This window comes from Jiangella alba, from assembly GCF_900106035.1.
GTDB classification, from domain to species: domain Bacteria; phylum Actinomycetota; class Actinomycetes; order Jiangellales; family Jiangellaceae; genus Jiangella; species Jiangella alba.
This window is the reverse complement of the sequence record NZ_FNUC01000003.1, coordinates 677,266-700,426: the sequence shown is the minus strand read 5'-3', so window position 1 is coordinate 700,426 and position 23,161 is coordinate 677,266. Positions and strand designations below refer to the sequence as shown.

Genomic DNA, 23,161 nt, shown 5'->3' with positions numbered 1-23,161 from the left:
TCCACCCGTCAGAACCGGGCCGGCTCGGAGTACACCCCCCATTCCGCGCGCAGCGCGTCGCAGATCTCGCCCAGCGTGGCCTCGGCCCGGGCGGCGTCGAGCATGGCGGGGACGATGTTCGCGTCGGTGCGCGCGACCTCGACCATGGCGGCCAGCGCGGCCCGCACGGCGGCGTCGTCGCGGACCGCCCGCCGCTTCGTCAGCACCTCGCGCTGGACGTCCTCGACCTCGTGCGACACCCGCAGGATGTCGAGCTCGCCGGTGACGCTGCCGGTGTGGACGTTGACGCCGACGACGCGTTTGTCGCCCTTCTCGACCCGCTGCTGGTGCTGGAACGCCGACTCGGCGATCTCGCCGGTGAACCAGCCGTCCTCGATGCCGCGCAGGATGCCCGCCGTCATCGGGCCGTAGGCGTCGTGCCAGCGGCGGTCGCGCTCGCCCATGGTGCGGATGCGGTCGAAGATCTCCTCGGCCTCGGCCTCGAGGCGGTCGGTGAGCGCCTCGACGTACCACGAGCCGCCGAGTGGGTCGGCGACGTTGGCGACGCCGGTCTCCTCCATCAGCACCTGCTGGGTGCGCAGCGCGATCTCGGCCGCGGACTCCGTCGGCAGCGCCAGCACCTCGTCGAGGGCGTTGGTGTGCAGCGAGTTCGTGCCGCCTAGGACCGCGGCGAGCGCCTCGACCGCCGTGCGGACGACGTTGTTGTACGGCTGCTGCCCGGTCAGCGAGACGCCCGCCGTCTGGGTGTGGAAGCGCAGCCACTGCGCCTTCTCCGTCGTCGCCCCGTAGACGTCGCGCATCCACCGCGCCCAGATGCGGCGGGCGGCGCGGAACTTGGCGATCTCCTCGAAGAAGTCGACGTGGGCGTCGAAGAAGAACGACAGCCCGGGCGCGAACACGTCGACGTCGAGGCCGCGCGACAGCCCGAGTTCGACGTAGCCGAAGCCGTCGGCCAGCGTGAACGCGAGCTCCTGCGCGGCCGTCGAGCCGGCCTCGCGGATGTGGTAGCCCGACACCGACAGCGGCTTGTAGTCCGGGATCTCGGCCGCGCAGTACGCCATCAGGTCGCCGATGAGGCGCAGGTGCGGCTCGGGCTCGAACAGCCACTCCTTCTGCGCGATGTACTCCTTGAAGATGTCGGTCTGCAGCGTGCCGTTGAGGTCGCCGACGGCGACGCCCTGCCGCTCGGCGGCCACGACGTACATGCAGAAGATCGGCACCGCCGGCCCGCTGATCGTCATCGACGTGGTGACGTCGCCCAGCGGGATGCCGGCGAACAGTTCGTCCATGTCGGCCGCGGAGTCGATGGCGACGCCGCAGTGGCCGACCTCGCCGAGGCTGCGCGCGTCGTCGGAGTCGCGGCCCATGAGCGTCGGCATGTCGAACGCGACGGACAGCCCGCCGCCGCCGGAGCGCAGGATCATCTTGTAGCGCTCGTTGGTCTGCTGCGCGCTGCCGAACCCGGCGAACTGGCGGATCGTCCACGCCCGCCCGCGATACCCCGTCGGGTAGAGGCCGCGGGTGAACGGGTACTCGCCGGGCCAGCCGATGCGCTCGAACCGGGGATCGTCGACGCCGTCAGGCGGCCCGTAGACGGGGTCGACCTCGGTGCCGGACAGCGTGGTGAAGTCGGTGTCGCGGACCTTGCCGGCCGCGACCGCGGCGTCGAGCCTGGCCTGCCAGCGCCGGCGGCCGTCCTCGATCTCACGGGCATCCATGATGGGGTCTCCATTTTAGTTGGACGTCCTAGTAACTGGCTCCATCGTACCCGCAGTGGGATGATCGGGCTCGTGCACATCACAGCGCGCGCCGACTACGCCGTCCGGGCGGTGGTCCAGCTCGCCTCCCAGCAGCCGTCGTCGGCCACCCGGCAGCAGCTGGCGGAGGCGCAGGACATCCCCGGCAAGTTCCTCGAGACCATCCTCGGCGACCTGCGCCGGGCCGGCATCCTCGATGCCCAGCGCGGTGCCACGGGCGGGTACCGCCTCACCAGACCGGCGGCCGAGATCACCCTCGCCGACATCGTCCGGGCCACCGAGGGCCCGCTGGCCGCGGTGCGCGGCATGCCGCCCGAGGACACCATCTACCCCGGGCCGGCGCAGCCGCTCACCCGCGTGTGGGTGGCGGTCCGGGCCAGTCTGCGCGACGTCCTGGAACACACCACCGTCGCCGACGTCATCGCCGACCGCCTTCCGGACCACGTCATCGAGCTGCAGAAACGCCCCGATTCCTGGACCCGCCGCTGAGCCTGCCCCACCGGCCGCCGGCTGGGCGGGCCTGGCGGCCAGCGGACGGACGCAGATCCGAGCGGAGCGCGGTAGCCGGCGGACGGCATCGTTCGCGGCGCGACGTTGTCGGTGCCCGCCCGTAGGGTGGGCCCCACCCGGGCCGGGAGGGGTCGAGCTACCACGTGTTTCCCGCCACGTGGGATGACGACGTGGACGTCATGGTGGTGACGACGAAACCCGAGTCACCAACGCCGCAGCCCGTCCCCTCGCCGGCGACGCGGGCTGTGCCGAGGCGATCGTGATCCGGGCTGCGGACGTGACGGCAGGCCAGGACGTTGACGCCCGGGATTTCGCCTGACGCCCCGGAAACCGGCGCTCGAGACCGCGAAACGGGGCCTGTCCGCCGGTTCCCGGGGCGTGCGCCGCTTTCCCGGGCCTCAGCGAACGGTCGGCGGGCCCACAGCGCGCGCCCGCGTCACCGCCGATGACCATCCAAGAACCAGGTCGTCCTGGTGACCCGTTTCTTGGATGGTCACGCGTATCTGGAGCCGACCCGCCCGGCCTGGCCGGCGTACTCCCATCAGCACGCTCGGCGACGCCCACACCGACATGTCCGACTGCGGCTGACACCACTGCGCGACCCGGCGGACGCAAGGGACAGCCGACCGACGGCGGCCAGCGAACCGCGACCATCAGCGGAGCCGGCGGCCGGAACACCACCGCAAGGACGAGCGGCCAGCGAACCGCGACCCACAGCGGATCCGGTAGCCACACCCGAGCGAGCCAGACGGCGGCCAGCCGACCCGAACCAGCGCCCGAGCCGGTAGCCGACAACCCGCCTACGGCCAGTGAGCGGCCAGCCGACCCGGACCCCAGCAGGCATGGAAGCCCAGGCCCATTCTCCGGCCGGCCCCCTGACGCTGCTTGAACGGGGGCGCGGGCGGCCGGGTCAAGCGGTCCTCCGTCGCGCGAAGCGCCGTCCAAAGAGGTCCGCTTGAGGCGGCCACCCGCGCCCCCGACACTGGAAGCAGCAGGGGGCAGGCGCCAACGTGCCTCAGCGGGCCAACGTGGCCTCACCGACGGGCACGGCCGGCGACGCCGCGGGCGAAGCGCCACGCCGCGCCCCCACCGCCGCCAGCAGCAGACCCACGACGACCCAGCCGGACAGCACGAGCACCGGCTGCAGTGCCCCCGCCCCGTCGAAGAACGCCGACGACCGCAGCAGCGTCCCACCCGCACCCGGCGGCAGGAGCTGACCGAACGTCCCCCACCCGGACGGCAGCAGCTCCGGCGCCGATGTCACGCCGGACAGGGGGTTGCCCAGCAGCAGCATGGTCGCGGCACCGAGCGCCGCACCGACGTGCCCCAGCGCCGCGTTCAGGCCGATCAGCGTGAACGAGGTCGCACCGAGGATCAACGCGTACACGCCGGCGTTCGCCCACCAGTTGCCCTCGAGCACGCCGAGCCAGCTCTGCATGACCAGCACGGCCATCGCACCGCCGCCGATCGCCGCCATCGTCGCACCGGCCACCCGGCGCCAGACTCCGGCGACGACGAAGCTCATGGCGGCGCCGATGGCGATGCCGCCGAACACCATGGGCAGCGCGCCCGCGCTGAAGCCGGCGCCGCGGGCGTCGTCGGACGGCAGCGGCGCGGCGTCCTCGACGACCGGCCCGGCGGCCGGCCCGGACGCCGACTCAGACGCCATCGACGTCGCCACGCCCTGCAGGAGCTGCGCCACGACGGGGCTGGCGGCAGAGGCCGTCAGAACGGTCGGCGGGCCGGACGGCGACAGGACGATCGCGCCGTACACATCCCGGTCCGCGATGGCCGACCGGGCCTCGTCCTCCGACGACACGGCGTCGATCGAGAAGCCGTCCGGCACCGCCTCGTCGAGCTGCTCCGACACCGCGGCGACCGCCTCGGGTGGCCCGGCGACGGCGATGGGCACGTCGCGTGGCGCGATCTCCGAACTGGGCCACACGAACGCGGTGACCAGAACCCCGATGGCGATGGACAGGCCCAGCGCGATGCCGATGACCCTGCGCATGGTTCCTCCAACAAGCTAAAACGAACGACCGTTCTCCAATAGGACCACTCTCCTCCCGGACCGCCGAGGTGTCAAGAACGATCGTTCGTTTTACGATGGAGCCATGCCCCGTGTCTCCGAAGCCCACCTCGCCGCCCGGCGACAGCAGATCCTCGAAGCCGCCTGGCGCTGCTTCAGCCGCCAGGGCTTCCACGCCACGTCCATGCAGGACGTCTTCGCCGAGTCGGGCCTGTCCGCCGGCGCGGTCTACCGGTACTTCCCCAGCAAGGCCGACCTCGTGCGCACCACGGCGGAAGGCATCGCGGGCACGGCCGAGGACGCGTTCCAGGAGCTGCTGGGCGAAGATCCGGTCCCCCGGCCGGACGAGGCGCTGCGACGCGCCCTCGTCCACATCACCGAGCACGTCACCGCCGGCGAGGTCGACCGGACGAAGATGGCGCTGCACGTGTGGTCAGAGGCGGTCCGCGACATGGAGATCCGCGGCATCGTCACCACCATCGCCGACCGCATCATCGGCCTGTGGGCCGAGCTGGCCGACCGCTGGCGCGAGGCCGGCTACCTCGCCGCCGACGCCGACAGCCAGCAGGTCGCGCGCACCATGTACGGCGTCATGATCGGCTTCGTCGCGCAGCGGCACCTGCTCGGCATCGACACCGACGACTACCTCGACGGCTTCAGCGCGATCAGTCGCTGAAGTCGCCTGCCGCCACGCGCAGGCCGCGCAGGATGTCGAACACCTGCTTGCGGTCGTCGCCGCCGAGGGCGCGCAGGCCGAACTCGGCCTCCATCAGCTCGGTGGTGACGCGGCCGACGGCGTCGCGGCCGGACTGCGTGATGCGGGCCAGCGTGCCGCGGCCGTCGCGCGGGTTGGGCTCGCGGGTGACGAAGCCCGCGCCCTCGAGCCGCTGGATGGTGTTGGTGACGCTGGTGGGGTGCACCATGAGCCGCTCGCCGATCTTGGCCATCGGCAGCGCGCCGGTGCGGCTGAAACTGAGCAGCACGAGCGCCTCGTAGCGCGCGAAGGTGAGGCCGTAGGGGCGGCAGATACGGTCGAACTCACCGATCAGCAGCTGCTGCACCCGCATGATCGACGTGGCCGCGGCCATGGCCTCGGACGGGCCGAACCGCTCCCGCCAGATCGACGCGGCGCGCTCGATCGGGTCGAAATCCAGGTCCAATGGCTCGGCCATGGGCACCCAACCTAGTAGACGCCCTGGCGGCGGCGGGCGGTGGCCGGTCCCGGGTTGCGCGGATGGTCCGGCCGCCGCGGGTTCTTCTTCTTGGGTTCCTCGGCCGCGGGCGCCGACGCGCCGGTGGCCTCGCGCCGCAGTGCGTGGATGACCCGGGCGACGTCGTTGGGCCGCGGGATGAAGTGGATGTCGCGCACGCCCTGCTCCTGGGCGGCGTTCTCGAGTACCAGGTGGCCGGAGCGGAACGGCCGCAGCCACCACGGCCGCACGACGGTGATGTCGAGCAGCCGGACGATCTCCATCTCGGCCTCGTTGAGGGAGAACAGCCCCCACACGCGGAACACCCGGGAGTCGGTGACGACGAAGCGGTCGCGGGCGATGTACAGCGACTTGATCAGCGCGTACCCGAGCAGCCCGGCCGCACCGGCGAGCGGCAGCCAGGCGGTGCGGGCCTGCATGAACGGTGCGACGACGAGCAGCAGCACGCCGCCCAGCGCGGCCAGCGCCGGCAGCCCGTAGAGGATCGCGCTGTGCTTGCACTCGGCGACGATCTCCTCGCCGGCCACCAGCTTCCGCCTGACCAGCCGGTGCCCGAACCAGGAGGTGAAGTTGCGCCAGAACAGCCGGATCAGGCCGTCCTCGGCGACGCGGTCGAGCCAGCGGATGAACCCGTCGCTCAGACCGTCGGCCGCTCTCCTGGGCGTCCACATGGCGCCGGGCTCAGAACAACTCGGTGAAGAACGTCATCACGGCGTCGAAGAAGTCGGCGATGCCGTTGCCGATCTCGCCGAGCAGGTCGGCCAGTCCCTCGGGCTCGGTCAGCACGAAGTACACCAGAAACGCGATACCCAGGATGATGAGCGCTTTCCTCACTGCATCATCCTTTCGTACCGGGGCACGCGGACGACGGCCGCCACGCGCGCTGCTTCCTGACTTTGTACCTCACGTTGGGCCAAAGACCCCAGCGCCACGCCGGATCATGACACGGCGTCGACGATCTTCTCCGCGGCGGCGTACGGGTCCAGCTCGCCGGCCAGCACGGCGCGGGCGAGGTCGTCGAGCCGTTCGTCGCCGTGCACGCCGGCGAAGCGGCGGCGGAGGTCGGTGACGGCGATGGCCTCGATCTCGTCGCGGGCGCGGCGGACCCGGCGCCGCTCGGCCTCGCCGCTGCCGGCCGCCCAGGTGCGGTGCGCGGCGATGGCCTCGACGACGTCGTCGATGCCCTCGCCCCGGGCGGCGACGGTGCTGACGATCGGCTGCCGCCAGTCGCCCGGCGCGCGCTCGGCCAGCCGGACGGTGCCGCGGAGGTCGCGGACGACCTGGTCGGCGCCGTCGCGGTCGGCCTTGTTGACGACGAACACGTCGCCGACCTCGAGGATGCCGGCCTTGGCCGCCTGGACGCCGTCGCCCATGCCGGGCGCGAGCAGCACCAGCGTGGTGTCGGCCAGCGCGGCGACGTCGACCTCGGACTGCCCGACGCCGACGGTCTCGATCAGCACGACGTCGCAGCCGGCGGCGTCGAGCACGCGGACGGCCTGCGGCGTGGCCCACGCCAGCCCGCCGAGGTGCCCGCGGGTGGCCATGGACCGGATGAACACGCCGCGGTCGGTGGCGTGGTCCTGCATGCGGACGCGGTCGCCGAGCAGCGCGCCGCCGGTGAACGGCGAGGACGGGTCGACGGCCAGCACGCCGACCCGCAGGCCCTGCGCGCGGTAGGCACCGACCAGCGCCGACGTGACGGTGGACTTGCCGACGCCGGGCGAGCCGGTGATGCCGACGACGGCCGCGGAGCCGGCGTGCGCGACGAGCTCGGCGGTCAGCTCGCGCAGGTCGGACGCGCCGTTCTCGACCAGCGTGACCAGCCGGGCGACGGCGCGGGGGTCGCCGCCGGCCGCCCGCTCGACCAGGCCGGCCCCGGCCACGGGCGGTGTCACGGCACCCGCAGCACCAGTGCGTCGCCCTGGCCGCCGCCTCCGCACAGCCCCGCCGCGCCCACGCCGCCACCCCGGCGGCCCAGCTCGAGCGCCAGGTGCAGCACCAGCCGGGCGCCGGACATGCCGATGGGGTGGCCCATGGCGATGGCGCCGCCGTTGACGTTGACCTTCGCGGGGTCGACGCCCAGCTCGCGGGTGCTGGCGATGCCGACGGCCGCGAACGCCTCGTTGATCTCGACGAGGTCGAGGGCGGCCGGGTCGATGCCCTCCTTGGCGCACGCGGCGCGGATGGCGTTGGCCGGCTGGCTCTGCAGCGTGGAGTCGGGGCCGGCGACGACGCCGTGCGCGCCGATGGTCGCGAGCGGTGTGACGCCCAGCTCGGCCGCCTTCTCCTCGCTCATGACGACGACCGCGGCGGCGCCGTCGGACAGCTGCGACGCCGAGCCGGCGGTGATGGTGCCGTCGGGCCGGAAGCTCGGCTTCAGCCGGGCCAGCGTCTCGGCGGTGGTGTCGGCGCGGATGCCCTCGTCGCTCGTGACGTAGGTCGGATCGGCTGTTTTTCCACGGCGCTGCGGCACCTCGACCGGCACCACCTCGTCGTCGAACACACCGTTCTTCCAGGCGGCGGCCGCACGCTGGTGCGACGCGGCGGAGAACTCGTCCTGCTCCTCACGGGTCAGCGTGCGGTTCGCCGTCTCCGTCAGCGCGCCCATGGCCTGCTCGGTGAAGACGTCGTACAGGCCGTCGTACTGCATGTGGTCGAGCAGCGTGACGTCGCCGAACTTGAAGCCCTGCCGCGACTTCGGCAGCAGGTGCGGCGCGTTGGTCATGGACTCCATGCCGCCGGCCACGACGATGTCGAACTCGCCGGCCCGGATCAGCTGCGCCGCCAGCGCGATGGCGTCGAGCCCGGACAGGCACACCTTGTTGACGGTGAGCGCGGGCACGGTCATCGGGATGCCGCCCTTGACGGCGGCCTGGCGGGCCGGGATCTGGCCGGCGCCGGCCTGCAGCACCTGGCCCATGATGACGTAGTCGACCTGGCCGGGAGCGACGCCGGACCGCGCCAGCGCCGCCTCGATGGCGAACCCGCCGAGGTCGGCCCCGGAGAACCCGGACAGCGAGCCCAGCAGCTTCCCGATCGGCGTGCGTGCTCCACCGGCGATGACGGCCATGCGTCCTCCTCGACTCAGGTCACTCCGCTTGACTTCGAGCCTAGCTGGACGAGCTCGACGAGTACGCCGCCGGCGTCCTTCGGGTGCACGAAGTTCACCAGCGACCCGGACGTGCCGCGGCGGGCGGTGTCGTAGAGCAGCCGCAGCCCCCGCTCGCGCAGCGTCGCGGCCGCCGCCTCGACGTCGTCGACGCGGTAGGCGAGCTGCTGGATGCCGGGCCCGCGGGTGTCGAGGAACCTCGCGATGGCGGAGTCGGGCGTCAGCGGCGCGAGCAACTGCAGCCGCGGTCCGTCGTCGCCGTCGGACACCCGCAGCATGGCCTCGCGCACACCTTGTTCCTCGTTGCGCTCCTCGTGTTCGAGCACCATGCCGAAGTGCTCGCGGTACCACTCGACGGCGGCGTCGAGGTCGGCGACCGCCACCCCGACGTGGTCGATCGTCGTGAACAGCCCCATGCCTGAACATTACGGCCCTGAGACGGCTCGACGAGAATTCGGCCGATCTGCCCCAACCGGTGGTGAGTTCGCATTTGGACAACTAACGTGTGGACCTTGGAGGCCAGACGTCGACCTCCGGAGGGATGCCCCAGCCCGACCGCCCCGACCGATCCCCTCGAAGCCGTCAGCCCGCGGTGTGCGGACGTTCCACCGCCATCGGCACCGGCGCAGTTTCGGAGTACTCTGCGTTGCTATTCGAGGGGCTCGGCGTCCGTGACGGGGAAGACCCGGGCAAGCACCTCGACGGATTTCGACACACCAGTGACGTGTGCCTGCCCCGCGGGGTGGCACCCCGATGAGGGAGAACATGAGCGAGGTAAGGGAAGTGGCGGTCAGGGAGATAGGCGCGGACGGCCTGTCGATCTTCGACGGCTCGCCGACGGGCGGGTTCACCATCGCGATGCGTGGTTTCGACCGCATTCAGGTCGAGCAGCACGTACGGCAACTGGAGGCGACGCTCGCGCAGACGCGCGGCCGCGCCAATGATCTCGACAAGCAGGTCGTCCGGCTCCGCCAGGAGCTGGCCGAGGCCAGCACCGAGCTCCGCGAGGTCGAGCGACCCACCTACTCCGGCCTCGGCGCCCGCATCGAGCAGCTGCTCCGGCTCGCCGAAGAGCAGGCCAGCGAGCTCATCGCGCAGGCCGACGCCGAGGCCAGCGAGACCCGCGCCGAGGCGCAGGTCATCGCCACCGAGCTGCGCACCGCGGCCGAGAACGAGGCCAGCGAGCTGCAGGCCAACGCCAAGCGATCCGCCGACGAGCTCATCGACGAGGCCCGCATCGAGGCCGAGGAGGTCCGCTCGGCCGCCAACCGCGAGGCCTCGAACCTGGTCGAGACCGCCAAGCGCGAGGCCGCCAAGGTCCGCTCGGCCATCGAGCACGAGACCAGCGAGCGCCGGGCGCAGGCCGAGCGCGAGCTGAGCCGGCTGCGTGCGGTCGCCGAGCGCGAGGTCACCGAGCTGCGCGCCACGGCGAAGCGCGAGGTCGACGACCAGCGCACCACCGCCAAGCGCGAGGCCGAGGCCATGCGCGCCAAGGCCCAGGCGATCCTCGACGAGGCGCAGCTGAAGGCCGAGAAGGAGAACACCGAGCACGAGTTGCGCCTGGTCGCCAAGCGCGAAGAGCTCGAGCGCGAGATCAACGAGCGGTACGAGGCGTCCGTCGCCGAGACGCAGAAGCTGGTGCACGACGCCGAGAACCGCGCCACCGACGCCGAGGCCCGTGCGGCCGCCGCGCACGAGCGCGCCGAGAAGGTCCGCCGCGAGGCCGACGAGCAGGCCAAGGCCCTGGTGGCCGGCGCCAAGCGCAACGCCGAGCAGCTGGTCGCCGAGGCCAAGGCGCACGCCGAGAACACCGTCGGCGAGGCCAAGTCCGAGGCCACGACCACGCTGACCGCCGCCAAGCGCGAGGTGGCCGAGCTGAACCGCCAGCGCGACAGCATCACCGCGCACCTCAGCCAGCTGCGCAGCCTGCTGGGCGGCCTGGCCCCGGTCGACCCGACCCCCGCGGTCGGCGGCTCCAGCAAGTCCGACGACGTCGTCGACGCCGAACTGGTCGACGACCCCGGCTCGGACAAGTAACCGGCACAGACACCGACGGCCGGTCGGCGCCCTCCTCGAGGCAGGGCGCCGGCCGGCCGTCGTTCGTGCGGGGTCAGAGCAGCAGCGCCGAGGCCCAGTCGAAGCCGGTGCCGGCGGGCTCGCGGGTCGTCCACGGGTCGGACGTCGTCGAGCCGTCGTGCGGGTGCAGCCACAGATCGCCGGCGGCGTCGCGGCTGACGAGGTCGGGACGGCCGTCACCGGTGACGTCGCCGGTGGCGAGCACGTCCGCGACCGACCAGTCGCCGCCGATCTGGATCGGCGCCCCGCCGTTGGTCGGGTAGACCCACAGCGTGCCGTCCTGCTCGTGGTCGACGAGGTCGGGGCGGCCGTCGCCGTCGACGTCGGCCAGCTTCAGGGTCGTCGCGGTGGTCCAGCCGCTGCCGGCCCAGTGCCGCCCCGCGGTCCACGGGTTCGCCGCCGCCGAGCCGCCGTTGTGCGGATAGATCCACAGCTCGCCGCGGCGGTCGCGGGCCAGGATGTCCGGGTGGCCGTCGCCGGTGAGGTCGCCCAGCGCCAACTGGGTGACGGTGTTCCAGCCGGTCCCGCCGAAGTACCGCGGCGCCGTCCACGGGTTCGACGACGTCGCGCCGGTGTTCGGGTAGATCCACAGCGTGCCGTTGGTCGCGGCGCGGTCCCGCACCACCAGGTCCGGCCGGCCGTCCCCGTTGACGTCGCCGAGCAGCAGCGCGTTCTCGAACGCCCACGTCGAACCGGCCGCGAACCGCTCGGACCACGGCTCGCCGGCGCCCGTCGGATACACCCACAGCTCGCCCGCCTTGGCCCGGCCGAGCACGTCGTCGCGTCCGTCGCCGGTGACGTCGCCGGCCAGCAGCGCGTCGGACGCGTCCCAGCCGGTCCCGGCGGAGTACGGGGCGACGGTGTACGGGTTGCTCCCGGCGCCCGCGCCGTTGTGCGGGTACACCAGCAGTCCGCCGCCGGCGTTGCGCGCGACGACGTCCGGCCGCCCGTCGCCGGTCGCGTCGGCGGTGATCAGCAGCGTCGCCAGGTTCCAGCCGGTGCCGGCTCCGTAGCGCGAGGTGTACGGGTTGGTGCTGGTGTTGCCGTTGTGCGGGTAGACCCAGAGCGCTCCCCCGCCGTCGCGCACCAGGATGTCGGCGTTGCCGTCGCCGGTGATGTCGGCCGAGGTCATGACGTTGGCGAGATTCCAGCCGGTGCCGGCCCAGTACCGCGGGCGGGTCCACGGGTTCCCGGTGGCCGAGCCGTTGTGCGGGTGCAGCCACAGCGTGCCCGCGGCGGCGCCGGGCTCGCGGGTGAGCAGATCCGGCCGGCCGTCGCCGGTGACGTCGCCGAGCAGGATCTGGTCGTAGGTGTTCCAGTTGCGCCCGGCCGACACCCGCGTCGGCCACGGGTCGTCGCCGCCGGAGCCGTCGTTCGGGTAGATCCAGAGCGTGCCGTTGCCGGTGTCGGGGTCGCGGGCGACGACGTCGAGCAACCCGTCGCCGGTGACGTCGGCGAGCTGCAGGACGTCGGCGAAGTCCCAGTCGCCGGACGTCACGGTGAACGCCGGCCACGGGTTGGTGCCGGCGGCGCTGCCGTCGTGGGCGTAGACGCGCAGGCTGCCGCTGTCCGGGCCGGGGTCGCGGACGACGGCGTCGGCCAGGCCGTCGCCGGTGATGTCACCGGGGACGGCGGCGGCGAAGGTCCGCGACGACTGCGCGCGCAGCGGCGCCTTCCACGCGACGTCGAGGTCGACCACCCGGTGCGGCTTCGGGCGGGGCGCGGCGGACGACGGCACGGCGGCGGCGCCGAGGCCGGCGACCAGGACCGCGGCGAGGGCTAACGGGAGGGAACGTCTCATCGGGAGCTCCTATCGGCCGGGCTTGAGGACGATGACGTCATCGGCGGCGTAGCGCTGCCGATTGACCAGGACCCACTTCAGGCCGGGCAGTGCCGGCGGGTGCAGCAGCGTCCGGCGCGGACCGCGGTCCGCCCAGTCGCCGTCGTAGCCGACGGTGAGCGACTTCCCGTCCTCGGACAGCCGGAACCGCAGCGACACCGGGCCGTGCAGCGTCGGCATCCGCTCGAACGTGGTCTCGTGGTCCGCGCTGACCCACGCCAGCGGGCACAGCCGCAGCAGGTGGATCTCGTCGTCGACCAGGCTGTCGTCGATGACGGCGTGCCGCGCGGTCCAGGTGATCAGCGGCTGCACGAACAGCGACCCGTACATCGCATTGCGGTGCTCGCTGGCGATGTAGGTGTCCGGCGAGACGGCGCCGCTGATCAGCCCGTACATGCCCTCGAGGAAGCGGTCGCGGTCGCCGAGCTGCCAGGTGTGGAACAGGTTCCAGCTGTAGCAGGGCTCGCCGCTGCTCTGCTCGTGGTCGAGGACGACGCGGTCGAGGGCGGTGTGGTGGTGCGGGTCGAAGACGCGGGTGTTCGGGCCGACCCGGAAGAACTCGACGTACGAGCGCATCAGCGGGTCGTCGGCGGGCAGCAGTCCGGCCCAGACCGCCGTCAGGGCACCGGTGTCGAACGCCTCCAGGAACGGCCACGGGCTGGCCGGGCCGGAGAACTTGGTGGGCAGGACGGGGTGCTCCTCGCCGTCCGGGTCGGTCCAGGTCGGCGCCTCCGCGGCGGCGGCCCGCAGCGCGTCACCGAACGCCGTCCGGAACCGGTCGGCGACGGCGCCGAACTCGTCCGCCCGCGGGTGCCCGATCCGGCGCAGCAGCCGGACGGAGCTGGCCAGCGCCTTGTAGTTCCACACCTGGATCCAGATCGACTGCTGCTCGACGCCGGTGTCGTTGGACGCCGCCGCCGGCATCAGCCCGGGCACGCCGTCGTGGTCGGTGTACTCGCAGGCCCGCTTGATGAAGTCGCAGCCCGCGATGATCGGGTCCAGCCAGCGCTCCAGGAACGCCTCGTCGTGGCTGAGCAGCGCGTGCCGGGCGGCGCCCTCCAGGATCGCGCCGTGGTCGCCGAGCCAGTCGAAGGACTGCAGCGACAGCGGCGTCGCGAAGAACCCGTCGGCGCTGAAGTTGCGGTACGCCGCGCCCGGCGGCTGCCGCACGCCCTGCACCGCGCGGAACAGGTCGGTGTGCCGGTCCACTACCTCGTGCCGCCCGAGCAGGTCGAGGAACATGTGGCTGACCATCGACGTCGGCGTGCTCCACAGCAGGTCGTAGCCGAACGACCCGGTGAGGAACGTGAACTGCCCGCTGTCCGGGCTCTTCTCGGCGATGATCTCGGCCAGCTGGACGCTGCGCCGGAAGAACTGGTCGACCTGGTGCTCCCCGGTCGAGATGACCGACGCCGTCTCCGGCTGCGGCGACCAGAACTCCTCGCACTCGGCCAGCGCGCCGTCCCAGCCCAGCGCCCACTCGGCGTCGGCGTCGGCGACCGGCTGCGACAGCATCGGCAGCAGCACGTCGAGGTGCGTGCCCTCCACCGCGGGGACGGCCAGGCGCAGGTCGTAGACGCCGGGCTGGTTCTCGGCCTCGACCAGCGCGATGGTGGCGCCGGCCGGCGTCCCGACGACCATCCGGACGGCGCCGGTCTCGTCGTAGACGCGGACGGTGAGCGGGCGGCCGTCCGGGTTCCAGATGCGGTCCGTGCGCAACGGCCCGGCCAGCGGCGCGGCGGCCGGCGTCGCCTGGATCGTGACGAACGCCTCCTGCTGCTCCGGCGGCCCGATGTGGTGCTGCAGGTAGACCCGGCTCAGGCGCAGCGCGAACTGGAAGGTGTCCGGCTTGTCGTGCGCGTCGACCCACTCGACCGCGTAGCGCTGCCACGCGTAGATCGGCCCGCCGGGCTCGTCGATCGGCTGTGCGCCCGGCACGTGAGCGAACGCGTACTGACGCAGCACCAGGCCCTCCTGGCGGCGCCACTCGGTCCACAGGACCGGCGTCTCGACGTCCTCAAGCCAGCCCTGGATGCCGACGCCGAAGTCGGAGCGGTGCAGGTAGTACGGCTCTTCGGCCAGCGGCGGGAAGCCGCCGCCCTGCGGCATGACCGGCGTGACCTGGAAGTCCATGCCGCGGTACTGAGCGAGGTACGGCTTCAGCGTGGCCGCGCCGCTGGGCGGCAGCGCGATGGCCGGCTGGCACACAGTCGTGCCGTTGTAGAACTGGTCGAACCGGAAGAGGTGTCCCTTCCAGCCGATCGGGGTCCAGACCTGACGCTGCGGCGTCCACCAGGTCTTCGCCTCCTCGGCGGTCGGCTCGCCGGAGCCGTGCGGGCCGGCGGCGGCTGCCGCCGCCGTCCGGAGGACCGATCCAGGTGCGGCCGCGGCCGCACCTGGATTCGCGATCAGCCCACCGGCGAGCGCGCCGCCGAGGGTCAGTGCCGTTCTTCGGGTCAGGTGTGGCGCCACGGCGTCTCCTCAGAAGTTGATTTTTCGATATTTCGAAGTTATCTTCTGAATAACCGAGACGATAGCGGTGAACCCATGAACCCGACAAGAGGTCGGCGGTCAGCGCACGCGGATCAGCGCCTCCACCTCCACCGGGCTGCCGGTGGGCAGCTCGGCGACGCCGATGGCCGAGCGCGCGTGCATCCCGGCGTCCGGTCCGAGCACGTGCTGGACGTAGGCGGTGGCGGCGTCGGCCACGAGGTGCTGCTCGATGAAGCCCGGCGCGCTGGCTACGAAGACCGTCAGCTTGACGACCTCCGCCACCCGCTCCAAGCTGCCGAGTTCGGCACGGACGGCCTCGAACACGTTGGCCGTGCACTGCCACGCGCACTGCCGTCCGGTCTCGAGGTCGACCTGGTCGCCGAGCCGGCCGGACGCGATCAGCGCGCCGCCGGGGCCGACCGCGGTCTGGCCGGACGTGGCGAGCAGGTCGCCGATCTGCCGGGCGCGGGCGATGGACGGGCGCTGCGGACCGGCCGGCGGCGGGACGGCGGGCGCGGACGCGTGACGGTCGTCGCTGGTCACGTGACATCTCCTTCGGACTATCGAACTTGACTACGGCAAACAGAAGATAGAGTGACACAGGTGAGATCCCGTAGGCTCGGGGCCTCGGATGCAGGGAGCACGAATGCCGGGCAAAGACGTCAACGAGGGCACGGCGGGCCAGGACCGCGCACCGTCGCCGGCCGTCGCGCGGGCACTGACCGTACTGGAGACACTGGTCGAGTCCGAGGACGGCATGACCCTCACCGCGCTGGCCAAGCGCACGAACATCCCACTGGCCACGTGCGCCTCCATCGTCTACACGCTGGAGCAGCGCGGCTACGCGCAGCGGCGGGTGGTCGGGCGCAGCCACTTCTGGCGGCCGACGCTGCGGCTCTACGGCCTGGCCACGCAGCTGGTGCGCAAGGTCGACCTCTCCTCGGTGGCGCAGCGCGAGCTGCGCGACCTCGCCGACCTCGTCGGCATGCCGGTGCACATCGGCGTGCTCACCGGCGACTCCGTGGTCTACGTCGCGAAGGCGGCCACGCCCGGGTTCATCCAGTTCGACACCTACCCCGGCAAGGTGGCGCCGTACAACCTCACGGCACTGGGCAAGGCCATCGCCGCCCACCTGCCCGAGCGCGACCTCGAGCCGCTGCTGGGCCACCTCACGCCGGGCCGCGGCCCGCGCGCCGCCGAGCCCACGCGCGAGGCGTTCCTCGCCGAGCTGGCCGGCGTTCGTAAACGCGGCTACGCGCTGGAGGACGAGGAGGAGCAGGCCGAGATCGCCTGCGTCGCCGCGCCGTTCTTCGACGCCGGCGGCCTGGTGGCCGGCGCCGTCGGCGTCACCGGGTTCTCCCGCGACCTCACCGGCCAGCGCCGCAAAGAGGCCATCGCCGGTGTCGTCGAGATCGGCAAGACGGTCTCGCGGAAGCTGGGCTTCGACGACCTGCGCTGACTGCATGGACGATTCCATTGCAGCCCGATGCGCGTGCTGGGCTGCGGCTCCACACCAGCACCGTCAGCCCCGATCGCCCTTGCTGGGGCTGGGACTGTCTGGGGCGGGTGACGTGGGCGGCAACAGTTGGCGCAGGTGTCACCCAGCCCGCGGGCAACCGTCCCCCGCGACCGGGGGCCGTCGACCCGCCTTGGCAAGCCTGGCGATGCGCTTGGCAAGGCTCACCGTCACTCGGATGTCCGCTTCGTCCGGATCTTCAGGGCGGCCGACCTTGCCAAGGCGCGCTGGCTGCCTTATCTTCGTATTCGCGTTTCTAATTTCGATATTGCGAAAGTTGGGGGACGGGATGGTCGCGGTCGCGCTGGTCGGCCTCGGTGACATCGGCCGTGGCGCGCACCTGCCCGCCCTGCTGCGCTCCCCGACGTCCGCCTGGTCGCCGTCGCCGACCCGGTGGCCGCGCACCGCGAGGCGGTCGCGCCGCTGGTGGGCTCCGACGTGCTCGTCGGGGCGAGCCTCGACGACGCGCTGGGAGCCGGGCCGGACGGTGTCGTGCTGGCGACCCCGCCGTGGGCGACGCCGGAGCTGGCCATCGCCGCGCTGCGGGCCGGCCGGTTCGTCCTCGCCGAGAAGCCCGTCGCGACGTCGGTGGCGGCCGCCGCGGTGTACTCGGCGCTCACCGGCGCCGAGCTCGGGCGGCTGCAGATCGGCCTCACCTACCGCCACGACCCCGCGCTCGCGCGGCTCAAGGCGTGGATCGACGACGGCGTGCTCGGCGGGCCGCTGCTGGTGCGCGCGCACGTGTACGACGAGCCCCGGGTGGCCGGCGACGCCGAGCACCTGGAGCGGATGCGGCGCACGCTGCGGCACGGGACGCCGGTCGTGCACGAGGGCGCGCACGTCTTCGACTGGCTGGCGCACCTGCTCGGGCCCGGCGCCTTCACCGTCGACGACGCGTGGTCGCTGCGCACCGACCCCGGCCTGCCGGCGCCGAACCTCACCGGCGCGCGGCTGCGGCACCCCGGCGGCCACCAGGTGCTGGTGGAGTTCGGCTGGCTGACCGACGCGCTGCCGCGGTGCGAGCTGACCTTCCTCGGGCCGCGCGGGCTGGCCACCCTGGACGGGTCGACGTTCGCGCTGCGCCTGGCCACGGCAGACGGCGCCGAGACGGTCGAGTTCCCCGGCGACCGGACGACCCGCGACTTCGACCTGCAGGTGGCCCGCTTCGCCGCCCTCGTCCGCGGCGCCGCGGACGGCCCGGACCCCGACCTCGCCGCCGGCCTCGCCGCACTGGCCCTCGCCGAGCGGGTCGCGACGCAAGGAGTCACCGCATGACCGTCATCCACTGGGCCGACGTGTCCCGCGAGACGCTGAACGAGGTGCTGCCGGAGGCGCTCGTCGTCCTCCCGGTCGGCGCCATCGAGCAGCACGGCCGGCACCTCGCCACCGGCACCGACGCGCTGCTGGCGGCGACGGCGGCCGAGCGGGCCGCGACGCTGGCCGCCGAGCGGGCCGCACGCCCTCTCGTCCTCGCGCCCACCCTCCAGTTCGGCGCGTCCGACCACCACCTGCCGTTCGGCGGCACGCTGTCGCTGACCCCGGAGACGCTGCTGGCGGTGCTGCTCGACCTGCTGCGCTCGATCGCGGCGGGCGGCGGGCGCCGGGTGGTGCTGGTCAACGGGCACGGCGGCAACGTCGGCGTCTGCCACGCGGCCGCGGCGGCCGCGTCGACCCGGCACCGGCTCGCCGTCGCCCACGTCGACTACTGGCGCTTCGCGGGCGACGCCGCCAACGTCCCCGGGCACGCCGGCGAGTTCGAGACCTCCCTGGTCAGCGCGGTCCGCCCGGACGGCGCCGGCCCGGTCCCGCCGCGCGCCCACCCGCTGCCCGACATCGGCTCCACGCATGGCGCCACCGTCCACGATGCCGCACTCTGGACGTCCATCGACGGCTACACCGACCACCCCGAGCGGGCCACCGCCGACGACGGCGCCGCACGCCTGGACACCGTCGTCGCCGGCCTGGCCGCCTGCCTCGCCGACCTGACCGAGACCCTGTGAGGACCGTGTGATCGACTTCCACACCCACACGCCGGCGTGGAACACCGTCAGCTGGCTGGGCGGCGCGACGTTCGGCGCGGACGAGTTCGTCGAGTTCATGGACGCCAGCGGCATCGACCGCGCCGTCGTGCTCAGCCACGACGGCCTGTTCAACCCGACGCCGAAGGCGAACGACGAGCTCGCGGCGTTCGTCCGCGCCTACCCGGAGCGGCTGACCGGCTTCGGCACCGTCACCCCGCGCGACCCGCACGCCGTCGCCGAGACCGAGCGGATGTTCGGCGAACTGGGCCTCAAAGGGATGAAGCTGCACCCGTGGCTGCAGGGGTTCAGCCTGCACGAGCCGGCGCTGGACCCGATCTGCGAGATCGTCCAGGGCGCCGGCGGCGTCCTGCTCAGCCACGACGGCACCCCGCCGTACTCGACGCCGTCGCAGCTCGCGGCGCTGGCCCGGCGGCACCCGCGGCTGCCCGTGGTGCTCGGCCACGGCGGCCTGCACGACCTGTGGCGCGAGGCGCTGGCGATGATCCAGGAGACGCCGAACCTGTACCTGTGCATCTGCGGCACGCCGCCGTACGCCGCCCGGACCATCCTGGCCGAGGCGCCGGCGCACAAGGTGCTGTTCGGCACCGACGCCGGACTGTCGGACAAGGCCAGCCAGGACTACGCGGTCGCGCGGGTGCGCGAGATCGACGGCTGGGGCATCACGCCGGAACAGCGGCACGCGATGCTGGTCGAGAACCCCGCCCGGCTGCTGGACGCCGCATGACGGCGACCGTCGCGGCCGTGCAGACGGCGGCCGTCAGCCTGGCCGCGCACCCGGACCTGGTGGTCCACGGCGCCCGCGGCGCGCACGACCGCTCCGACTTCCTGCTGGTCAAGGTCGTCACGAGCGACGGCGTCGAGGGCTTCGGCGAGGTCAGCGCCACCCCGATCTGGAGCGGCGAGGACGGCGTCACCGCGCGGCACTTCGTCGAGACGATCCTCGCGCCGGCGCTGGTAGGGCGGGCGCTGACGCCGGTCGGCGAGCTGGAACGGCTGATGGACGTCGCGCTCGCGCAGAACCCGTTCACGAAGGCCGGCGTCTCGATCGCGCTGTGGGACGCGTGGGCGCGCACGCTCGGCGTCCCGCTCGCGGTGGCGCTGGGCGGGCCGTACCGCACGGAGGTGCCGGTCAAGCTGTCGCTGTCCGGCGACGGCGAGAAGCTCGAGCGGGCGCACGCCGCCGCCGTCGCCGCCGGGTTCGGGGCGTTCAAGGTCAAGGTCGGGCTGGGCGTCGACGGCGACGTCGAGCGGTTCGCGCACGCGCGCTCCCTGGTGGGCGACAAGGCGTTCCTCGGCATGGACGCGAACGGCGGCTGGTCCCGGTCCGACGCGGCGCGGGCGATCCGCGCGCTGGCGCCGTACGGCCCCGCCTTCGCCGAGCAGCCGGTGCGCCCCGACGACCTCGCCGGCATGCGCTCGCTGCGCGACCTCGGGCTGCCGGTCGTCGCGGACGAGTCGGTGTTCGGCACCGCCGACCTCACCCGGGTCGTCGACGCGGGCGCCGCGGACGTCGTCAGCCTGTACGTCGGCAAGAGCGGCGGCCCCGGCCGGGCGGTCGCGATGGCGGCGCAGGCCGACGCGGCCGGGCTGGACGTGCTGATCGGGTCGAACGGCGAGCTGGGCCTCGGCGCGGCCGCTCAGCTGCACGTCGCGGCCGCGCTGCCGCGGCTGTCGGCGATCCCGTCGGACGTCATCGGCGCGCACTACTACGCCGAGGACATCCTGGCCGAGCCGCTGGCCGGCGACGGCGCCGTCGTGCGGCTCGGCACCGAGCCGGGCCTCGGCGTCACCCTCCGAGACGACCTGCTGCGGGAGTTCCGATGATCGTCGACGTGCACGCGCACACCCCCACGCACCGCGACGCCGTCCCGGACGACGAGCGGCGCGTCTACACCGGCTGGCGCACCGACCGGCCGGTCACGACGACGAACTCGTGGGCCGACTACGACGAGGCGATGGCCGACGCCGACGTCTCGATCGTCTTCAACATCGCCGTCGACGACCCCGAGGCGGCCACCGGGCTGCCGTACCGGCCGGAGGACACCAACACCTCCACCGCGGCGTTCGTCGCCGCCGACCCGGCCCGGCGCGTCGGCTTCATGTCCGTCGACCCGACCCGCCCCGACGCCGTCGAGGAGGCCGAGCGGTGCCGCGAGCTGGGCCTCGTCGGCGTCAAGCTCGGCCCGAACTACCAGGACTTCGACCCGCTCTCGCCGCGCGCCACCGCGTTCTACGGCTACTGCCAGCGCGAAGGGCTGCCGATCCTGTTCCACCAGGGCGCCTCCCCCATCCGGCACGCGCCGCTGCGGTACACGTATCCGCTGGTCACCGACGAGATCGCGCTGGCCTTCCCGGAGCTGCGCATCGTCATGGCGCACATGGGCCACCCGTGGGGCAAGGAGACGGTGGTGACGATCCGCAAGCACCCGCACGTGTACGCGGACGTCTCGTCCATCTACCTGCGCCCGTGGGTCTGCTACGAGTCGCTGCTGGCCGCCGTCGAGTGGGGCGCGGCGCACAAGCTGCTGCTCGGCTCGGACTTCCCGATCGCGAACACCGGCGAGGCGATGGCGGGCCTGCGCCGGGTCAACGCGATCACCGAGGGCACCGCGCTGCCGCGGATCCCCGACGAGGTGATCGAGCAGATCATCCACGCCGACGCGCTGGGCGCGCTGGGCCTGTCCATCAAGGAGACCTCGTGATCATCGACGCGCACGTGCGCCTCGGACCCGGCCGGTCCGCCTCGCTCGACGTCGCCGGGCTGACGGCGACGATGGACCGGCTCGGCATCGACCGTGCGCTGGTCGCGCCCGGTGAGTACGCCACCGCCTGGGACAACCGCGCCGGCAACGATCTCACGACGGCGGCGGCCGCGGCCTCGGACGGCCGGCTGGTCGCGTACGCCGTCGCCAACCCGTGGGCCGGGGCGGACGCCGTCGCCGAGCTGGCCCGGGCCCGCGACCTCGGCGCCCGCGCGCTCGCCGTCGACGCCGCCCTGCAGGGGTTCGAGCTGCTGGACGGGCTGGTCGACCCGCTGCTGGCGTTCGCCCAGGAGTCCGGCTGGCTGGTCTACGTGCGCACGGGGACGCCGCCGCACGCCGTCCCGCTGCCGCTGGCGTCGCTGGCCCAGCGCTGGCCGGAGCTGTCGTTCGTCATGGGCCGCAGCGGCGCGACCGACTTCTGGATCGACGCCGCTCCGGCGCTGCGGCACGCGCCGAACCTGTACGGCGACACCTGTTACGCGCCGTGGGACACCGTGCTCTCGGAGTTCGCCCGCGACCCTGAGATCGGCGCCGGGCGGCTGGTGTTCTCGACCGACGCGCCCTACACGGCGCCGGAGGCGGAGCTGGCCCGCATCACCGGCTGGCCGATCCCGGACGACGACCGCACCGCCGTGCTCGGCGGCACGCTGGGCCGGCTGCTCGCGTCCGGCCCGTGACCACGGCTCGCGCCCGGGCGCACGGTCGAGGGTGCCCTGGACCCGCCTGACCGTCCGGCGCATCCCGGCGGGCGCCGGTCTCGACAGCACAGACTGCGTCAACTACTCTCTATATACAGAAGATGATTTCGAAATGTCGAAACTTAAGCGGACCCGGAGGGGCGGCATGGCAGCACTGGACACTCGGCCGACACCGGACGGAGGCATCACGACCGCCGATGCGGCACATCTGGTGCGTGGCGTCTCGCCGGTGCTGGAGGTGCCGTTCCACGCCGACGGCGCGGTCGACGTGGCCGGCTTCGGCCGCGTCGTCGACTACGTGCTGGGCACCGGCGTCAGCAGCGTGATGTTCCCGGGCTTCGCCTCGGAGTACCACAAGCTCTCCGAGGGCGAGCGGGCCGAACTGACGGACGTGCTGCTGTCGCGCACCCGCGACCGCGCCGACGTCGCGGCGATCATCGCCGTGCAGGACCACGCGACCCGGCTGGCCGCGCAGCGCGCGCGGTCCGTCGTCGACGCGGGGGCGGACCTCATCAACCTGCTCCCGCCGCACTACCTGTCGCCGTCGCGGCGGGCGATCCACCAGCACGTCGGCGCCGTCCTGGCCGCCGTCACGCCGACCCCGGTGGTGCTGCAGTACGCACCGTCGGAGACCGGCACCAGCCTCGACGCGGCGACCCTGCGCGAGCTGGCCGGCGAGCACCCGAACCTGCGGCTGGTCAAGGTGGAGTCGACCCCGCCCGGACGGCTCATCGCCGAGCTGGCGGCCGCGGAGCCGCCGCTGCCGTCGGTCGAGGGCTACGCCGGCGTGCAGCTGCCCGACGCGTTCCGCCGCGGCGCGGTCGGCACCCAGCCGGGCTGCTCGTTCACCGAGATCTACGTGGAGATCTGGCGCCGCTACGAGGCCGGCGACCACGCGGGCGGCGACGAGCTGCACCGCCGCCTGCTGCCCTACATCTCGTACTGGATGCTCGACACCGAGCTGATCATCGCGGCCGAGAAGCTCATCTCGGCGCGCCGCGGGTTGTTCGCCGACCCGTACTGCCGCGAGCCGGGTCACCGGCTCGATGCCGAGGAGATCCGCATGGTCGACCGGTTCCTCACCGAGTTCGACGCCATGCTTCCGCATCTCGGCTGAC

General features: G+C 73.0%; 22 protein-coding genes. 11 read left to right on the top strand and 11 right to left on the bottom strand.

The window, feature by feature from the left end; genetic code table 11:
• Positions 1–8: 8 nt before the first annotated feature.
• Entirely contained in the window at positions 9–1,718 is a 1,710-nt protein-coding gene (gene icmA / locus BLV02_RS05945; RefSeq protein WP_069113211.1) for a coenzyme B12-dependent isobutyryl-CoA mutase large subunit, read from the bottom strand.
• A gap of 72 nt (positions 1,719–1,790) precedes the next feature.
• Here icmA and BLV02_RS05940 point away from each other — a divergent pair, with 72 nt between their 5' ends.
• Positions 1,791–2,246, top strand: coding sequence for an RrF2 family transcriptional regulator (locus BLV02_RS05940; RefSeq protein WP_069113281.1), 456 nt, complete (start codon positions 1,791–1,793; stop codon positions 2,244–2,246).
• A 1,036-nt stretch (positions 2,247–3,282) separates the two neighbouring features.
• Here the strand turns inward: BLV02_RS05940 and BLV02_RS05935 are convergent.
• Positions 3,283–4,278: an ABC transporter permease gene (locus BLV02_RS05935; protein ID WP_069113210.1), complete on the bottom strand. Its 996-nt coding sequence runs from the start codon at positions 4,276–4,278 to the stop codon at positions 3,283–3,285.
• Positions 4,279–4,381: 103 nt separating this feature from the next.
• On the opposite strand from BLV02_RS05935, the gene BLV02_RS05930 reads away from it, so the two are divergent.
• On the top strand, positions 4,382–4,972 hold the full coding sequence (locus BLV02_RS05930; protein WP_069113209.1) for a TetR/AcrR family transcriptional regulator: 591 nt from the start codon (positions 4,382–4,384) through the stop codon (positions 4,970–4,972).
• Here BLV02_RS05930 and BLV02_RS05925 read toward each other — a convergent pair.
• The 6 genes from BLV02_RS05925 to mce form a co-directional block, all read right to left on the bottom strand.
• On the bottom strand, positions 4,962–5,468 hold the full coding sequence (locus BLV02_RS05925; RefSeq protein ID WP_053205122.1) for a MarR family winged helix-turn-helix transcriptional regulator: 507 nt from the start codon (positions 5,466–5,468) through the stop codon (positions 4,962–4,964). The genes BLV02_RS05930 and BLV02_RS05925 overlap by 11 nt on opposite strands.
• A gap of 11 nt (positions 5,469–5,479) precedes the next feature.
• Positions 5,480–6,178 (bottom strand): PH domain-containing protein, encoded by a 699-nt coding sequence (locus tag BLV02_RS05920; RefSeq protein ID WP_069113208.1) that lies wholly within the window; start codon positions 6,176–6,178, stop codon positions 5,480–5,482.
• Positions 6,179–6,188: 10 nt separating this feature from the next.
• Positions 6,189–6,341: a hypothetical protein gene (locus tag BLV02_RS36315; RefSeq protein ID WP_157574795.1), complete on the bottom strand. Its 153-nt coding sequence runs from the start codon at positions 6,339–6,341 to the stop codon at positions 6,189–6,191.
• A 104-nt stretch (positions 6,342–6,445) separates the two neighbouring features.
• Positions 6,446–7,402: a methylmalonyl Co-A mutase-associated GTPase MeaB gene (meaB, locus tag BLV02_RS05915; RefSeq protein WP_171906817.1), complete on the bottom strand. Its 957-nt coding sequence runs from the start codon at positions 7,400–7,402 to the stop codon at positions 6,446–6,448.
• Positions 7,399–8,577, bottom strand: a complete 1,179-nt coding sequence (locus BLV02_RS05910) for an acetyl-CoA C-acetyltransferase (RefSeq protein WP_069113206.1) — start codon at positions 8,575–8,577, stop codon at positions 7,399–7,401. Before BLV02_RS05910 ends, meaB begins: the two co-directional genes overlap by 4 nt.
• A 14-nt stretch (positions 8,578–8,591) precedes the next feature.
• On the bottom strand, positions 8,592–9,032 hold the full coding sequence (gene mce / locus BLV02_RS05905; RefSeq protein WP_069113205.1) for a methylmalonyl-CoA epimerase: 441 nt from the start codon (positions 9,030–9,032) through the stop codon (positions 8,592–8,594).
• 349 nt (positions 9,033–9,381) lie between these two features.
• On the opposite strand from mce, the gene BLV02_RS05900 reads away from it, so the two are divergent.
• Positions 9,382–10,653: a coiled-coil domain-containing protein gene (locus BLV02_RS05900; protein ID WP_141711717.1), complete on the top strand. Its 1,272-nt coding sequence runs from the start codon at positions 9,382–9,384 to the stop codon at positions 10,651–10,653.
• A 73-nt stretch (positions 10,654–10,726) separates the two neighbouring features.
• On the opposite strand, the gene BLV02_RS05895 is transcribed toward BLV02_RS05900, so the two are convergent.
• The 3 genes from BLV02_RS05895 to BLV02_RS05885 all read right to left on the bottom strand — a co-directional run bounded on the left by BLV02_RS05895 (position 10,727) and on the right by BLV02_RS05885 (position 15,568).
• Positions 10,727–12,493, bottom strand: a complete 1,767-nt coding sequence (locus BLV02_RS05895) for an FG-GAP repeat domain-containing protein (RefSeq protein WP_069113203.1) — start codon at positions 12,491–12,493, stop codon at positions 10,727–10,729.
• A 9-nt stretch (positions 12,494–12,502) separates the two neighbouring features.
• A complete protein-coding gene (locus tag BLV02_RS05890) occupies positions 12,503–15,004 on the bottom strand; it encodes a hypothetical protein (RefSeq protein ID WP_069113202.1) in 2,502 nt (833 codons plus the stop codon).
• 99 nt (positions 15,005–15,103) lie between these two features.
• Positions 15,104–15,568 carry a RidA family protein gene (locus tag BLV02_RS05885; protein WP_069113201.1) on the bottom strand — a complete coding sequence of 155 codons (465 nt, stop codon included), beginning with the start codon at positions 15,566–15,568 and terminating at the stop codon, positions 15,104–15,106.
• Between the two features lie 103 nt (positions 15,569–15,671).
• Here BLV02_RS05885 and BLV02_RS05880 point away from each other — a divergent pair, with 103 nt between their 5' ends.
• From BLV02_RS05880 to BLV02_RS05845, 8 genes are all read left to right on the top strand, one after another.
• Positions 15,672–16,484, top strand: coding sequence for an IclR family transcriptional regulator (locus tag BLV02_RS05880; protein ID WP_141711716.1), 813 nt, complete (start codon positions 15,672–15,674; stop codon positions 16,482–16,484).
• 450 nt (positions 16,485–16,934) lie between these two features.
• Positions 16,935–17,816 carry a Gfo/Idh/MocA family protein gene (locus tag BLV02_RS05875; protein WP_245737703.1) on the top strand — a complete coding sequence of 294 codons (882 nt, stop codon included), beginning with the start codon at positions 16,935–16,937 and terminating at the stop codon, positions 17,814–17,816.
• Positions 17,813–18,541, top strand: coding sequence for a creatininase family protein (locus BLV02_RS05870; RefSeq protein WP_069113198.1), 729 nt, complete (start codon positions 17,813–17,815; stop codon positions 18,539–18,541). Before BLV02_RS05875 ends, BLV02_RS05870 begins: the two co-directional genes overlap by 4 nt.
• A 7-nt stretch (positions 18,542–18,548) precedes the next feature.
• Complete coding sequence (locus tag BLV02_RS05865; protein ID WP_069113197.1) at positions 18,549–19,307, top strand: amidohydrolase family protein; 759 nt, start codon at positions 18,549–18,551, stop codon at positions 19,305–19,307.
• On the top strand, positions 19,304–20,407 hold the full coding sequence (locus BLV02_RS05860; protein WP_069113196.1) for a mandelate racemase/muconate lactonizing enzyme family protein: 1,104 nt from the start codon (positions 19,304–19,306) through the stop codon (positions 20,405–20,407). The genes BLV02_RS05865 and BLV02_RS05860 overlap by 4 nt, the downstream gene beginning before the upstream one ends.
• On the top strand, positions 20,404–21,285 hold the full coding sequence (locus BLV02_RS05855; RefSeq protein WP_069113195.1) for an amidohydrolase family protein: 882 nt from the start codon (positions 20,404–20,406) through the stop codon (positions 21,283–21,285). Before BLV02_RS05860 ends, BLV02_RS05855 begins: the two co-directional genes overlap by 4 nt.
• Complete coding sequence (locus tag BLV02_RS05850; protein WP_069113194.1) at positions 21,282–22,022, top strand: amidohydrolase family protein; 741 nt, start codon at positions 21,282–21,284, stop codon at positions 22,020–22,022. The genes BLV02_RS05855 and BLV02_RS05850 overlap by 4 nt, the downstream gene beginning before the upstream one ends.
• A gap of 166 nt (positions 22,023–22,188) precedes the next feature.
• The gene (locus BLV02_RS05845; protein WP_083288940.1) at positions 22,189–23,160 is read left to right on the top strand and encodes a dihydrodipicolinate synthase family protein; all 972 of its coding nucleotides are present in this window, start codon (positions 22,189–22,191) and stop codon (positions 23,158–23,160) included.
• The last annotated feature ends 1 nt before the right edge of the window (position 23,161 follow it).